The organism is Streptomyces sp. NPDC007164 (assembly GCF_040634135.1).
Classification (GTDB): Bacteria; Actinomycetota; Actinomycetes; order Streptomycetales; family Streptomycetaceae; genus Streptomyces; species Streptomyces sanglieri.
In genome coordinates, this window is the sequence record NZ_JBEYFB010000006.1 from 230999 (window position 1) to 245884 (window position 14886).

General features: G+C 72.1%; 12 protein-coding genes. 5 read left to right on the forward strand and 7 right to left on the reverse strand.

All coding sequences use genetic code 11. The annotated features are described in order from the left end of the window. Positions 1–83 precede the first annotated feature (83 nt). The 3 genes from ABZ622_RS12530 to ABZ622_RS12540 all read left to right on the forward strand — a co-directional run bounded on the left by ABZ622_RS12530 (position 84) and on the right by ABZ622_RS12540 (position 3800). Positions 84–1550, forward strand: coding sequence for a GuaB1 family IMP dehydrogenase-related protein (locus tag ABZ622_RS12530; protein ID WP_360542301.1), 1467 nt, complete (start codon positions 84–86; stop codon positions 1548–1550). A gap of 187 nt (positions 1551–1737) precedes the next feature. After that, positions 1738–3195, forward strand: coding sequence for an aldehyde dehydrogenase family protein (locus tag ABZ622_RS12535; RefSeq protein ID WP_360542302.1), 1458 nt, complete (start codon positions 1738–1740; stop codon positions 3193–3195). Between the two features lie 110 nt (positions 3196–3305). Beyond that, a complete protein-coding gene (locus ABZ622_RS12540; protein ID WP_360542303.1) occupies positions 3306–3800 on the forward strand; it encodes an Lrp/AsnC family transcriptional regulator in 495 nt (164 codons plus the stop codon). A gap of 10 nt (positions 3801–3810) precedes the next feature. On the opposite strand, the gene ABZ622_RS12545 is transcribed toward ABZ622_RS12540, so the two are convergent. The 3 genes from ABZ622_RS12545 to ABZ622_RS12555 all read right to left on the reverse strand — a co-directional run bounded on the left by ABZ622_RS12545 (position 3811) and on the right by ABZ622_RS12555 (position 8161). Next, complete coding sequence (locus tag ABZ622_RS12545) at positions 3811–4254, reverse strand: hypothetical protein (protein ID WP_360542304.1); 444 nt, start codon at positions 4252–4254, stop codon at positions 3811–3813. Between the two features lie 548 nt (positions 4255–4802). Continuing rightward, a complete protein-coding gene (locus ABZ622_RS12550; protein WP_360542305.1) occupies positions 4803–6140 on the reverse strand; it encodes a CHAT domain-containing protein in 1338 nt (445 codons plus the stop codon). Continuing rightward, positions 6083–8161 carry a hypothetical protein gene (locus tag ABZ622_RS12555; RefSeq protein ID WP_360542307.1) on the reverse strand — a complete coding sequence of 693 codons (2079 nt, stop codon included), beginning with the start codon at positions 8159–8161 and terminating at the stop codon, positions 6083–6085. Before ABZ622_RS12555 ends, ABZ622_RS12550 begins: the two co-directional genes overlap by 58 nt. Before the next feature lie 240 nt (positions 8162–8401). On the opposite strand from ABZ622_RS12555, the gene ABZ622_RS12560 reads away from it, so the two are divergent. Both ABZ622_RS12560 and ABZ622_RS12565 read left to right on the forward strand, forming a co-directional pair. Next, the gene (locus tag ABZ622_RS12560) at positions 8402–9199 is read left to right on the forward strand and encodes a carbon-nitrogen hydrolase family protein (RefSeq protein WP_360542308.1); all 798 of its coding nucleotides are present in this window, start codon (positions 8402–8404) and stop codon (positions 9197–9199) included. Positions 9200–9246: 47 nt separating this feature from the next. After that, a complete protein-coding gene (locus tag ABZ622_RS12565) occupies positions 9247–10938 on the forward strand; it encodes an NAD(P)/FAD-dependent oxidoreductase (protein ID WP_360542309.1) in 1692 nt (563 codons plus the stop codon). Positions 10939–10944: 6 nt separating this feature from the next. Here the strand turns inward: ABZ622_RS12565 and ABZ622_RS12570 are convergent, their stop codons facing one another. The 4 genes from ABZ622_RS12570 to ABZ622_RS12585 form a co-directional block, all read right to left on the reverse strand. Beyond that, a complete protein-coding gene (locus tag ABZ622_RS12570) occupies positions 10945–11793 on the reverse strand; it encodes a fumarylacetoacetate hydrolase family protein (RefSeq protein ID WP_360542310.1) in 849 nt (282 codons plus the stop codon). A 48-nt stretch (positions 11794–11841) separates the two neighbouring features. After that, on the reverse strand, positions 11842–12864 hold the full coding sequence (locus ABZ622_RS12575) for a hydroxyacid dehydrogenase (protein WP_360542311.1): 1023 nt from the start codon (positions 12862–12864) through the stop codon (positions 11842–11844). Beyond that, entirely contained in the window at positions 12848–13903 is a 1056-nt protein-coding gene (locus ABZ622_RS12580; protein ID WP_360542312.1) for a dihydrodipicolinate synthase family protein, read from the reverse strand. The genes ABZ622_RS12575 and ABZ622_RS12580 overlap by 17 nt, the downstream gene beginning before the upstream one ends. Positions 13904–13911: 8 nt before the next feature. Continuing rightward, positions 13912–14886, reverse strand: a 975-nt coding sequence (locus ABZ622_RS12585) for an NAD-dependent epimerase/dehydratase family protein (protein WP_360542313.1), incomplete at its 5' end; no start/stop codon positions are given.

The following is a 14886-nucleotide window of genomic DNA, read 5'->3' on the forward strand; positions in this document are numbered from 1 at the left end:
CGGAGGAACATACGAACGCGGGTGTCCTTTGTTGTGTCTTCGTGGAAGCGACCTGCTCCATTTCGTATGAAAAAATGAGCGTTATGCGTTTTCTTGAGCCCGGTACTGGTCGTTACACAGAGTCCCCCTCGGTCCCGTACGACCTCACGTACGACGATGTCTTCATGGTCCCGGGCCGTTCGGCAGTCGGTTCCCGCCAGGGTGTCGATCTCTCCTCGCCCGACGGCACCGGCACCACCATCCCCCTCGTCGTCGCGAACATGACGGCCATCGCGGGCCGCCGGATGGCCGAAACGATCGCCCGCCGCGGCGGCATCGTCGTCATCCCGCAGGACATCCCGATCGAGGTCGTCACCGACGTCATCTCCTGGGTGAAGACGCGACACCTGGTGCTCGACACACCGATCGTGCTGGCCCCGGGCCAGACGGTCGCCGACGCCCTGTCGCTGCTGCCGAAGCGCGCGCACGGCGCGGGCGTCGTCGTCGACGAGGAGCAGCGCCCCGTCGGCGTCGTCACCGAGCACGACCTGACCGGCGTCGACCGCTTCACCCAGCTCTCCGAGGTCATGACCAAGGACCTGGTGCTGCTGGAGGCGGACATCGACCCGCGCGACGCGTTCAACAGGCTGGACGGCGCCAACCGCAAGCTCGCCCCCGCGGTCGACGCGGACGGCCGGCTCGTCGGCATCCTCACCCGCAAGGCCGCACTGCGCGCCACCCTCTACACCCCCGCCACCGATGCGCAGGGCAGGCTGCGGATCGCCGCCGCCGTCGGCATCAACGGCGACGTCGCGGGCAAGGCCAAGCAGCTCCTCGACGCGGGCGTCGACACGCTCGTCGTGGACACCGCCCACGGCCACCAGGAGTCCATGATCAACGCGGTCCGGGCCGTGCGCGGGCTCGACCCGCACGTCCCGATCGTCGCCGGCAACATCGTCGCCGCCGAGGGCGTGCGCGACCTCGTCGAGGCCGGCGCGGACATCATCAAGGTCGGTGTCGGCCCCGGCGCCATGTGCACCACCCGGATGATGACCGGCGTGGGCCGGCCGCAGTTCTCCGCCGTTCTGGAGTGCGCCGCCGAGGCGAAGAAGTACGGCAAGCACGTCTGGGCGGACGGCGGCGTCCGGCACCCGCGCGATGTCGCGATGGCGCTCGCCGCGGGCGCGTCCAACGTGATGATCGGCTCCTGGTTCGCCGGTACGTACGAGTCGCCCGGCGACCTCCAGCAGTCCGCCGACGGCCGCTTCTACAAGGAGTCCTTCGGCATGGCGTCCGCGCGCGCCGTGAAGAACCGCACGTCGGACGAGTCCTCCTACGACCGGGCCCGCAAGGCCCTGTTCGAGGAGGGCATCTCCACCTCGCGGATGTTCCTCGACCCGGCCAGGCCCGGCGTCGAGGACCTGATCGACTCGATCATCGCGGGTGTCCGCTCCTCCTGCACCTACGCCGGTGCGGCCTCCCTGGCGGAGTTCGCAGAGAAGGCGGTCGTCGGGGTGCAGAGCGCCGCGGGCTACGCCGAGGGCAAGCCGCTGCACGCCAGCTGGAGCTGATGCCTCCCGGACGGCTTCGGTGCCCCTCCCGGCCGCTGCGGCCCGGAGGGGCACCGCTGTCTGCGGGGGCCGCGAAGGGCCGTGCGGCTGTCCGGTTCCAGCTGTCCGCCGCCGCCCCCCAATTGCCGGTCGATCTAAGTAACATGAAGCTCAATCAGCTGTCCGTTCCTCCGTGGTAAGGGAACTCATGTCCTTCTTCACCGACCTGGCCCATCAGTTCATCGACGGAGAGTGGAGGCCGGGCAAGGGTTCCTGGGACATCATCGACTTCAACCCGTACAACGGTGAGAAGCTCGCCTCGATCACGGTCGCCACGGCCGACGAGGTCGACCGGGCGTACCGGTCCGCGCAGGACGCCCAGCGGGCCTGGGGCGAGACCAACCCGTACACCCGGCGCACGGTGCTGGAGCGGGCGCTGCGGATCGTCGAGGAGCGCGAGTCCGAGATCGCCGACGCGATCGTCGCGGAGCTGGGCGGCACCCGGCTGAAGGCGGCCTTCGAACTGCACCTCGCCAAGGAGTTCCTGCGGGAGTCGGTCCAGCTCGCGCTGCGCCCCACCGGGCAGATCCTGCCCTCGCCGACCGAGGGCAAGGAGAACCGGGTCTACCGGGTGCCCGTCGGCGTCGTCGGCGTCATCAGCCCCTTCAACTTCCCGTTCCTGCTGTCCCTGAAGTCGGTCGCCCCCGCCCTGGCGCTCGGCAACGCGGTGGTGCTCAAGCCGCACCAGAACACCCCGGTCTGCGGCGGCACGCTGGTGGCGAAGGTGTTCGAGGAGGCCGGGCTGCCGGCCGGCCTGCTCAACGTCGTGGTCACCGACATCGCCGAGATCGGTGACGCCCTGCTGGAGCACCCCGTGCCGCAGGTCATCTCCTTCACCGGCTCGGACCGGGTGGGACGGCATGTCGCCACGGTGTGCGCGGCCAACCTCAAGCGCGTCGTGCTCGAACTCGGCGGCAACAGCGCGCTGATCGTCCTCGACGACGCCGATCTCGACTACGCCGTGGACGCGGCCGTCTTCAGCCGGTACGTGCACCAGGGCCAGGTCTGCATGGCTGCCAACCGGATCCTGGTCGACCGGGCGGTGGAGCGGGAGTTCACCGAGAAGTTCGTCGCCAAGGTCGCCTCGCTCAAGGTCGGCGACCCGGCCGAGCCGGACACCGTGATCGGCCCGCTGATCAACTCCTCGCAGGCCGAGGCCATTTCCACGCTCGTCGACCAGACCGTGGCGGCCGGTGCGACGGCTCTGCTGCACGGCAGCGCCGACGGCAATCTGGTGAGCCCGTCCGTGCTGACCGGGCTGGCCGCCGATTCCCCCGTGCTCTCCCAGGAGATCTTCGGCCCGGTCGCACTGCTCATCCCGTTCGACGGCGAGGACGAGGCGGTCCGGATCGCCAACGACACCCCGTACGGCCTGAGCGGCGCGGTGCACACCGGCGACATCGAGCGCGGCGTACGGGTCGGGCAGCGCATCCACACCGGCATGATCCACATCAACGACGGCACGGTCCACGACGAGCCGATCGTCCCCTTCGGCGGCGAGAAGAGCTCCGGCCTCGGCCGGCTGAACGGCGACTCCATGATCGAGGCCTTCACCACCCAGAAGTGGATCTCGGTGCAGCACGGCCGTTCGCGGTTCCCGTTCTGACCGGTCGCACACCGCCGTGAGCGCGCCCGGGCGGGCGTGCCATGGTCTACTTCGGGGGCGGCCCGCGCCGCCCCCGACACCGGCCATCGCAGAGAAGTGAACCGCCCGAAGTGCGCCTGAACGACCTCGACGAACGCATCGTCCACGCCCTCGCCGAAGACGCCCGGCGCTCCTACGCGGACATCGGCGCGATGATCGGCCTGTCCGCGCCCGCCGTGAAACGCCGGGTGGACCGGCTGCGCGCCGAGGGCGCCATCACCGGCTTCACGGTCCGGGTCGACCCGGCGGCGCTGGGCTGGGAGACCGAGGGGTTCATCGAGATCTACTGCAGCCGCAACACCTCGCCGGAGGCGATCAAGCGGGGGCTCGCGCGCTATCCGGAGATCGCCTCGGCGTCCACGGTGACCGGGGATGCCGACGCGATCGTGCAGGTCTTCGCCGCCGACATGCGCCACTTCGAACAGGTGCTGGAGCGGATCGCGGGCGAACCGTACGTGGAGCGGACGAAGTCCGTACTGGTGCTGTCGCCGCTGCTGCGGCGGTATGCGGCGGGACCGCCCGACGGATCGGACCCCGAGCGGTCCGAAGCCGCCGCCCCACGCTGACCCGGGGTTCCTACGGAGTATCCGGCCACGCGTGCGCGACGTCGTCGGTCAGCTCCATCGCCAGCGCCCTGCTCAACAGGCGGCCGCAGGCCACCTCCGCCTCGGTCGAGGCCGGCGGTGCGAAGCCTGCCGCGTGGTAGAGCCGGACCCGGTGCACGGCGAAGACGTCCCGCACATGCTCGCAGTACTGTTCGACGCCGGAGCGCAGGGCCCGGTACGCACCCCAGACGCACAGCGCGCAGGCCACCAGCCAGCACAGCCGGGCCACCGCACCGCTCAGGACCAGGGCCCACAGCGGTGCGACGGCAGCGCAGACCAGCGCCTGCGTGCGGCCCGACACCCGGGTCGCCGAGGCGACCAGGCGCTCGCGAGCCGTGGACTCCAGGCACTCGACGAACGGCCCCCAGCAGACGGGCAGGGACAGTCCGTAGTTCCGCTCGATTCCGGCGGCCACCCGTGCAGTGCGTTGCCCACCGCGGTGGGACGCAATTCGTCGCGCCGCCGCGGATAGTGCGACCACATCCGTCGGGCCCCGGTACGCCGCCAGGCGTTCTGCGTCCGCCACACGGCCAGTCGGTCACCGGCCAGATCGCCGGGACCGGACAGGTCGTCGGCCCGCCCTCCGAGCCGCTCACGGCGGACCGCGTGACGGGCGGTACGCAGCCGGGCGAAGGCCACCACCGGGGCCGACGTCCCCCACTTCCCCGCCAGCGTCTCCAGCAGGGGGGACGCCACGGCCGACAGCCCCATCGCGCAGAGGACCATCACCGCGGTCGCCGCTGCGGCGGTCAGAGCGACCCCCCACGGTCCCTGCCCCACCAGTCGGCAGGCCGGCTCGGCCGGGCCCCGCGACCCCGCCGGGCAGAGGTCCGGCAGACCACCGTGACGCAGCGCGACGAGCAGGGCTCCGGCCAGCCAGAACAGCACCAGTGGGCCACTCATCGCCGCTGTCCACCGCTTGGCGAGCGGCTCCACCATGCCCTTCACGAGTTCGCCCACGTGCTACTCCCGCCTCAGAGCCTGGCGGGGATGCCGGGGGCAGGTGTCCTCGTCGAACGGCGCCTTCGCGTCGCCCTTGGCCCGGTACGGACAGCCGGCCTCCGGACACAGCCAGACGGCTTCGGAGCGTTCGCCCCCGGGCATCCTGGCGAAGATCGGCGAGCGGGTCTGCGCCGTACGCCCTGCGGCGTGCCCGGCCTCCGCCTCCGGACCGGGGTGTGTACCGAGGGCGCCGGGAACCCCCCTCCCGTAGTGGAGGAAGGCCCCCCAGTGCACTGGGTCCTCGGCCCTGGTCCGCCCCGCGGCGCTCCCGCCCGCGGTCCGGCGGCGCGCCCGTGCGAGCGCGCGCAACTGGGTCTGGCGCAGGGCTTCGGCGGCGGGCAGCCCATCGAGGTTGAGGAAGTGGTGGAAGTCCGTCATCAACTGCGCCGCGTCCTCGTCGCGCACCGCCCACAGGGTGGCGACGACCGCGGCGGCTCCCGCCGACGCGAAGGCGGTGGCGAGGCTGAGCGACTCGTCGTAACGATCACCCGGTACGGCCGTGGCACACCCGGAAAGCACGACCAGAGGGCCGTCGCGACGACCGGTGGGGCGGACGCTCCGCAGCAGGGCGGCCACCGTGAGCCTCTGTCCACCGGCGAGGACCAGGTGGGAATCGGCTGCGGGGGCACAACTGCGGGCGTGGCAGGCGAAGTGGGCCACGGGGGGTGCGCCGGAAGCCGTGTCCGCGAGGAGCGAGCCGAGAACCGTCCGCGGTGTGGCCGGGGCGGCGACCGGATCGCCGGAACGGCCGAGCCGGGGTCCCTTGGCGTAGTACCAGCGGTGGAGGTCACCGCCTTCCTGCCGGGCGTGCGGCAGATCGTCGGACGGGTCCGCCACCACCAGCCCCGCGCCGTCCAGAGGGGCCTGGGCCCGGTCGGCGAAGCCGCCCAGAGAGCCTGCTGACGGCGCGTAGCTGAAGAGGGCGTCCTCGATCGCGTAATGCCATCCAGGTCCGTCGCCCCTTCGTCGGGCGGCGTGCCAGGGCACCAGTCCCAGAGCGCCCGTGGGCACCAGCACCACCTGCGGAACCGGCCGCTCCGCGAGCTCGGGGCGGGACGACAGATGACTCAGGAGCGGCCCCACCACCGCCTGCCAGGACCATCCGTACACCCCTCGCAGCGCCTTGCCCCACTCGTTGTCCGCCCTCTTGTCCTCGGGGAACCGCAGGCTCCTGTCGTGCGCCAGCACGAACCGGCGCAGCTTCACGGAGCTCTCGCAGAGGTACGGCAGTTGCAGCGCCGTCACATCTCCTGCCGCGTGCAGGACCAGCGCCCTGCCCGGCGTGGCGCCGCGCCCCATGACCAGGTGCACAACGGCGTCGGCGTCGACGGCGCGGACCTGCTCGGTGAGCCCGGGGAGCGAGGGCCTCTCCAGGAGGCTCGCCGCCGGGGCCGGCCCGATCCGGCCGCGCGGTGACAGAGCCTGCCGTACCTCCGCAAGGAGCCGTTGACGATCCTGTCCGGCCGGTGGGACGCCGAGTTCCCGGCGAAGGGCCGCGGGCCCGGAGGACAGGACCTCGCGCTCCCTCGCGAGCAGCCACCGCCTTCGCAGGTCGTCGCTGCCGACGGCGGCGAGACGGTCCGCGACCGGGTCCGTGCCGGTCGCGGCGTGCAGAGCGAGATCGCGTGCGGACTCGACCGCGGCGAAGGCCTCGCCCGGCTGCTCGTCGGCCGACAGCCAGGCCGCCATCTCCGCCGCTTCGTCGAGGGTTCGCCGGGCACAGCGGTAGGCCTCCGCGGGATCGGGCTGAGCCAGCACATCCCACACCCGGTCGCCGAGGACCTCCCGAGCCAGCTCGTGACTCTCCTCGTACTGCCCATACCCCGGCGGAGCCGGGCCCGGGCCCACCGCAGGGAGGAGACACGGGAGCCGGCCGACTCCGCGTTCAGCCGTTCCACGAGGGCGCCGAGCCGCAGGTCGAGGTCCTCCGCCCGGACCTCCACCACCGGGGAGCGGCCGCCGTCGAACTCGGCGACCGCGCAGAGCAGTTCGAGTGCCTGCGCCTGGAGGGCGAGTGTGGTGTGCTCCGTGTCCAGTGCCTCGCCCGTCAGCCGGGCGGCCCGGACGCGCAGGGGCGTCGGACCCGCCATGAGGGCGCGGGCGAGGTTCAGCGACACCGCCGCGTAGCTGGTGGTTCCGCGCCGCAGCAGTTCCCGGGCGCTGTTCAGCCGGTCCACCGCCGCGGCGGCATCCGACGGATCCCGCGACGCCTCGTGGCGTGCGAGCAGGTACCCGGCCAGGTTGTTCAGGCTCCAGGCGCGCTGCGCCGGGTCCCGGGCCTGTTCCACCGACGCCGTCCCCGCGGCCACGGCGTCGTCGAGTGCTTCCGGGTCGCCACTGCCCAGATAGGCCGCGAACCGGGCGGTGGCGAGCGAGGGATACTGCTCGACGTTGTACCGCAGCTCCCCGGCCCGCCGCAGGTCCGCCGCGTTCCCGCGCTGGCCGTGCCGGCAGAGCAGCGCGTCCGCCAGCGCCGACAGAACGGTGTCGAGGTCGGGATCGTCGCCGCGCAGCCCGGCCGCGGAGCGCTCCAGCGAGGCGACCGCGTTGTCGAGATCCACCCCGCGGCCCGTCAGGTCGTGGCGGGCCAGAAGCGCCATTCCGAGCACGGTCTCCCACGGAGGCGGGTGCGCGGCCCCGGGGTCGGAGGGCTGGTCGAAGACTCGGGCGACCATCGCGTATTCGATCGCCGCGTCGAGGTCCTCCCGCTGCTCGGAGCGGACGAACCGGAGAAGCAGGGCCCACGCGAGGTCGCCGTAGGCGGATTCCGGGTGCGCTCCGTCCGAGGGCACCCCTCGGACCACGCTCCGAAGAACGGCCTCCGCTTCGTCGAGCTGCTCCTCCGCACCGGTGCGGAGATGATCCGTCAGGAGACGACGCCCCAGCTCGGCTGCGGACAGTTCCTCCGCAGGACCCTCCGGCCCCTCCAGGTACCGGGCGGGAGTGACCGGCGGCCTCGGCCAGCGGGACGCCGGATCGCGATCGCCGGGCGGCGGTGACCAGGCGGGCCACGCATGCCCGGCGTCCTCCACCACCTTGCGGCTGCGGACCGGCTCCGCGGAACGCACAGCGGTCGGGTGCCGAAGAACCGGTAAGGACTCCGTGCCCGTGTCGAGGCCGAGACCCACGGCGGCCGCCAACGCTCTGGCGACGTCGTCCGACTCCCCCTGGGACGCCAGCGCGGCCAGTGCGGTGCGCGCCGCCAGCGCGGCCCACCATTCATCGGGCCGCGGCCCCTCCGGCAGTACGCCCGGCCCGAGCCAGCGCCCCGCCAGCCCCGCCACCTCGTCCACCCAGTGCCCGCGCGCGTCGTCCCGCACTGCGTCCCTCCCTCACGTACAGCAGTACGCCAGGCTAGCGGCAGCCCTCGGACCGCCCCGGCCCGTTGCCTCCATCACATCCTTGACCTGTGTGTTTCTCGCCGCGCAACGAATCGCCACGCTGCCTCCGAGCGCGCAACGAATCGACGGTCCATGCGCAACACTCGCGCCTTGTCCGGCACGAGCGGCGGACCGTACCTTCGATACGTCCCCGCCAGCCCGCTCCGCCCGAGGTCAGCCATGCCGCCGTTGCGCACCGCCCTGCTCCAGAACTCCGGACGACCCGGGCACGTGGCCGGGAACATCGAGGTGCTCGACGGCGCGGCGCGGCGCGCGGCCGACGCCGGGGCGCGGCTCCTGGTCTGCCCCGAGCTGTTCCTGACCGGCTACGCGATCGGCGCCGAGGTGGACCGGCTGGCCGAGCCGGCCGACGGGCCGGCCGCCCTGGCCGTCGGTGCGATCGCCGCCCGGCACGGACTCGCCGTCCTCTACGGCTATCCCGAGCGTTCCGGTGAGCGGACCTTCAACGCCGCACAGCTCATCGGCCCGGACGGGACACCGCTCGCCAACTACCGCAAGACCCACCTCTTCGGCGCCTTCGAGCACGAGTGGTTCACCCCGGGCGAGCAGACCGTGGTCCAGGCCGATCTGGACGGCGTACGCATCGGGATCATGATCTGCTACGACGTCGAGTTCCCGGAGAACGTCCGCGCCCACGCCCTCGCGGGCACCGATCTGCTGCTGGTGCCCACCGCGCAGATGCACCCCTTCCAGTTCGTCGCCGAGTCCCTCGTACCGGTCCGCGCCTTCGAGAACCAGATGTACGTCGCGTACGTCAACAGGGCCGGCCCGGAGGGCGAGTTCGAGTTTGTCGGGCTGAGCTGCCTGGCCGGTCCCGACGGCGCCGTCCGCAGCCGCGCCGGACGCGGAAAGGAACTGGTGGTCGGCGAGGTGGACCCGGCGCTGCTGAGCGCCTCGCGGACCGCCAACCCGTATCTGCACGACCGCCGCCCCGGCCTGTACGGCTCCCTCGTCTGAGCCCGCCCCACCGTTCCACTGTCTTTCGCGCAAGGAGTCCGTACCCCATGACGTCCACGGTGCCCAACGCCGTCCAGCACACCGACGCCACCGAGCCGATCACCATGTTCGGGCCGGACTTCCCCTATGCGTACGACGACTTCCTGGCGCACCCCGCCGGCATCGGGCAGATACCGGCGACCGAACACGGCACCGAGGTCGCCGTCATCGGCGGCGGGCTGTCCGGCATCGTCGCCGCCTACGAGCTGATGAAGATGGGGCTCAGGCCCGTCGTCTACGAGGCGGACCAGATCGGTGGCCGGCTGCGCACCGTCGGATTCGACGGCTGCGACCCGGAACTCACCGCCGAGATGGGGGCGATGCGCTTCCCGCCGTCCTCCACCGCGCTCCAGCACTACATCGACCTGGTCGGCCTGGAGACGAAGCCGTTCCCCAACCCGCTCTCCCCGGCCACCCCCTCGACGGTCGTCGACCTCAAGGGCGAGTCCCACTACGCGCGGACCATCGACGACCTGCCGCAGGTCTACCGCGATGTGATGGACGCCTGGAACCGCTGTCTGGAGGAGGGCGCGGACTTCTCCGACATGAACCGCGCGATGCGTGAGCGCGATGTGCCCCGCATCCGGGAGATCTGGTCGGAGCTCGTCCAGAAGCTCGACAACCAGACCTTCTACGGATTCCTCTGCGACTCCGACGCCTTCAAGTCGTTCCGGCACCGGGAGATCTTCGGCCAGGTCGGCTTCGGCACCGGCGGCTGGGACACCGACTTCCCCAACTCCATCCTGGAGATCCTCCGTGTTGTCTACACCGAGGCGGACGACCACCACCGGGGCATCGTCGGCGGCAGCCAGCAGCTCCCGCTGCGGCTCTGGGACCGCGAGCCGCGGAAGATCGTCCACTGGCCGCTCGGCACGTCGCTGTCCTCGCTGCACGACGGGGAACCGCGCCCCGCCGTGACCCGGCTGAACCGCACCGCCGGCAACCGGATCACCGTCACCGACGCCACCGGCGACATCCGCACCTACCCGGCCGCGATCTTCACCGGGCAGTCCTGGCTGCTGCTCTCGAAGATCGACTGCGACGACGCGCTCTTCCCGATCGACCACTGGACGGCGATGGAGCGCACCCACTACATGGAGTCGTCCAAGCTCTTCGTCCCCGTCGACCGGCCGTTCTGGCTCGACAAGGACGGGACCACGGGACGGGAGGCCATGTCGATGACGCTCACCGACCGGATGACCCGGGGGACGTATCTGCTGGACGACGGCCCCGACCGGCCCGCCGTGATCTGCCTCTCGTACACCTGGTGCGACGACAGCCTGAAGTGGCTGCCGCTCTCCCCGAACGAGCGGATGGACGTCATGCTGAAGTCGCTCGGCGAGATCTACCCGGACGTCGACATCAGGAAGCACATCATCGGCAACCCGGTCACGGTCTCCTGGGAGAACGAGCCGTGGTTCATGGGCGCGTTCAAGGCCAACCTGCCGGGCCACTACCGTTACCAGCGGCGGCTGTTCACCCACTTCATGCAGGACCGGCTGCCCGCCGACCGCCGGGGGCTGTTCCTCGCGGGCGACGACATCTCCTGGACGGCCGGCTGGGCCGAGGGCGCCGTACAGACCGCGCTCAACGCCGTCTGGGGTGTGATGACCCGGTTCGGCGGCGCGACCGATGCGACGAACCCCGGCCCGGGCGATGTCTTCGACGACATCGCCCCGGTCGAACTCCCGGAGGACTGAGCGCCGTTACGCGGGCCGGCAGACGCTGCGCTGCCGGCCGAGGCCCGAGATCTCGACCTCCATCACATCGTCCGGGCCCAGGTAGGGGAAGCGGCCGGACAGCGCCACGCCCTGCGGGGTGCCGGTGTTGATGACGTCGCCGGGCTCCAGCACCAGGTACTGCGACAGATGGTGCACCAGATGCGCCACGCTGAAGATCATGTCCGCGGTGGAGGAGTCCTGCCGGGGCTCACCGTTGACGAAGCTGCGCAGCCGCAGCTGCTGCGGGTCGCCGGCCTCGTCGGCCGTCACCAGCACCGGGCCCAGCGGGTTGAACGTCGCGCAGCTCTTGCCCTTGGACCACTGCCCGCCCGACTGCTCCAGCTGGAAGGCCCGTTCGGAGACGTCGTTGCTGACGGCGTAGCCCGCGATGTGCGCGGCGGCGTCGGCGGGGGAGTCCAGGTAGGAGGCGCGGCGGCCGATCACCACGGCCAGCTCCACCTCCCAGTCCGTCTTCTTCGAGCCGCGCGGGATCAGCACGTCGTCGTACGGGCCGACGACGGTGTTCGGCGACTTGTAGAAGAGGATCGGCTGCTCGGGCGGCTCGGCCCCCGACTCCGCCGCGTGGGCCGCGTAGTTCTGCCCGATGCAGAGCAGCGCGGAGGGCCGGGCCACCGGGGCGCCGATCCGCTGACCGGTGATGTCCGTCTCCGGGAGCACCGGCGCGGCGGGCACCAGGTGCGGGTCGTCGGCGAGCGCGGCGAGGAACGCGCCGTCGATGTCCTCGGTGATGCCGGACAGGTCGTAGTGACGGCCCTCGGGGCAGACGAGGACCGGGCGCTCGTGGCCCGGCTCGCCGATGCGCATCAGTCGCATGAAGTGAAATCTCCTGATCGGTACGGGTGTTGAGGGTTAGGTGAGCCCTCAGTGCAGACGGGTGAGGGCGTCGGCGGTGACGGCGTGGACCGGGGGGCGCCCGGCGAGCAGCCGCAGCACCTCGTCGACGGCGCTGGCGCCGAGCCGCTGCCGGCACTCGACGCTGCCCGCCGCCTGGTGCGGGGTCAGCAGCACGTTGGGCAGCGAACGGAACGGGTGGTCCGCGGGCAGCGGTTCGGCGTCGAAGACATCGATCGCCGCGTCCAGCCGGCCCGAGGCCAGTTCGGCGAGGAGCGCGTCCTCGTCCACCAGCCACGACCTGGCAGTGTTCACCAGACCCGCCCCGTCCGGCATCAGCGCCAGCTGCCCGGCCCCGATCATCCGGTGGGTCTCCTCGGTGACCGGCGCGTGCACGGCCACGATCCTGCTGCGCGAAAGCAGCGTTTCGAGGGGTACGGACTCCACCCCGAGCGCCTCGGCGTCCGCGGCGGACAGATACGGGTCGGTGACGCTCACCCGCGCGCCCATCGCCCGCACCAGGGCGATGTAGGCGCGCCCGGTGCGGGAGGCACCGATCACGCCGATGTCGCTGCCGTGGATCTCGTGGCGCGGCGGGGCCTCGCTCGCCGCCGCCCACTCCAGCCCGCCGCGCAAGGCGTGGTCGAAGCGCTGGATGCGGTGCAGCAGCGAGAGCGTGAAGGCGAGGGCCACCTCGGCGACCGGGCGGGCCATCTCGTCACCGGCCTGGGTGACCAGGATGCCCCGCCGGAACACGTCCTCGGTGACATAGGGCGCGACCGCCGAACCGGTGTGCGCCACCAGCTCCAGCCGGTCGGCCGACGCGAGGAGTCCGGCGTCCACCTTGGGCGCCCGCCACGAGGTGATCAGCGCACGGGCGCCGGGCAGCGCTGCCGCGACCGCCGCCCGGTCCCAGTGGTCGTCGACGACGGTGAGTTCGGCCGCCCGCTCCAGCTCACGCCACACCTCGGCGGTGAAGAACTGGGCGCGCAGGCCGGGCGGTACGGCGACGACCACCCGGGAGCGGTCGGCAGGATCAGGAGAGCCAGGCATCGAGGTGCTCCGCAACGAAGGCGTCATCGGTCAGCCAAGGGTAGGCCGCGGCCACCCGGCTGATCTCCTCGGCCTGTCCGGGGGAGAGCGTCTCGGCCGGGTCCAGGCACCGGATGTTCGCCAACAGGCCCTGGCGGCGCAGCACTTCGTGGACCCCGGCGATGCAGCCGCGGAACGCGCCGCGCACATCGAAGACCGCGCTGTTGGCATCGGTCAGTTCGGGGCGCCGGGCCAGGCAGCGCACCATCGCCGCGTGGTCCCCGCCGCGGGCCCTGCGGACGTCGTCCAGGAGCGTCACCGCGGAGCCGGTCCACACGGCCCACTGGCCGAGCAGCCCGCCCGCGAACCAGCGGGGACTGCCGCCCGCCGTCTCGTACGGGGTGAGCAGATCACCGATGATGTCGTCGTCGTTGCCGGTGTACAGCGCCACCTCGTCGGCCCGGTCGGCGGCGGCCACGGCGCGTACGACATCGGCGGTGCGGTAGCGGTCGAACGGGGCGATCTTCACCGCTGCCGTGTTCGGCAGATCGGTGAACGAGGACCAGAAGTGCGGCGACAGGTACCGTCCGCCGACCGCCTCCTGGAGGTAGAAGCCGATCACCGGCAGCACCTCGCCGACCGCCCGCGCCCGCTCCAGCAGCCCCTTCTCGTCCGCGCCGGGCACGGCCGGGCTGAGCAGCACCGCGTCGTAGCCGAGCTCGGCGGCGGTCTCCGCCTCCGCCACAGCCTGGGCCGTGTACCCGCAGGCCCCGGCGACCTTGATGAACGGGCGGCCGGCCTCGGCGTCGATCGTCTCGGCGGCGAGCTCCAGCACCGGCCGGAACAGACCGACCTCCGGCTCGCGGATCTCGAACTGGGTGGTGTGCACGGCGACGGCGACGCCGCCCGCGCCCGAGGCCAGGTAGTAGCGGGTCAGCGCACGCTGCCGGCGCTCGTCGAAGGAGCCGTCGTCGTGCAGGGCGAGCGGGTGCGCGGGGATCACCGCGCCCTGGGCGAGCGCGTCCAGGGCGGGGGTCGACGCGAGGGAGGGAGTGGACATGGAGTGGATCAGAACCTTCCGTCACGGACCTGGAACTTGGTGGGCTTGCCGGACAGCGGCAGCCCGCGGCGCAGCCAGTCGGCCTGCCACTCGACGAGGGTGCGCAGCGTGACGTCCGGGTAGCCGAACAGCGCGTGGCAGCGGCTCGCGTCGGAGAGCAGCGCGGTGGGCGCCTCCTCGCCGGCGAACACCGGCTCCTTGCCGAACTCCTCGCCGAACCACCGGGCGATGCGGCGCACCGAAGCGGTCTCGGGGCCGGTGAGGTTGAGGGTGAACGCCCCGCCGTCGGTGGCGTGCAGCAGCGAGCGCAGCGCGACCTCGTTGGCGTACCCCTGCCACACGACGTTGGCGTGACCGGTCGTCACATCGACGGGCTCGCCGGCCTGTACCCGGTAGGCGATGTCGGCGAGGACGCCGTAGCGCAGGTCGACCGCGTAGTTGAGGCGGATGTTGGCGACCCTGGTGCCACGGGTCAGCGCCGCGTGGTCGAAGATCCGCTCCCGGCCCAGGCAGGACATGGCGTACTCGCCGACCGGGCCGACCGGGTCGCTCTCGGTGCAGCCGCCGGAGGAGACCGGCACCAGCGGGTACACATTGCCGGTGGAGAACGCGGCGATCCGCGCCCCCGACCAGCGGCGCGCCACCCGGTCCGGCATCGCGGCGTTCACGGCCCAGGCGTGCGAAGGCGCCCCGGCGGAGCCGAACTTGGCGCCCACCATGAAGACGACGTTCCCGGCGTCGGGCAGTTCGGCCAGGTCGGCGGCCGGGTCCATCAGGTCGAAGGCCACGGTGGAGACCCCGGCGGCCTCCAGCTCGTCGGCGGCGGACTTGTCGGACCAGCGGGAGACCGCGTACACGGTCACGTCGGTGCGGCCCGCGGCGTCCAGCGCCCGGCGGGCGAGCCGGCACAGGCTGGGGCCCATCTTGCCGCCGGCGCCGAGCACCAGCAGATCGCCTTCGAGGCGGCCGAGATCGGCGACGAG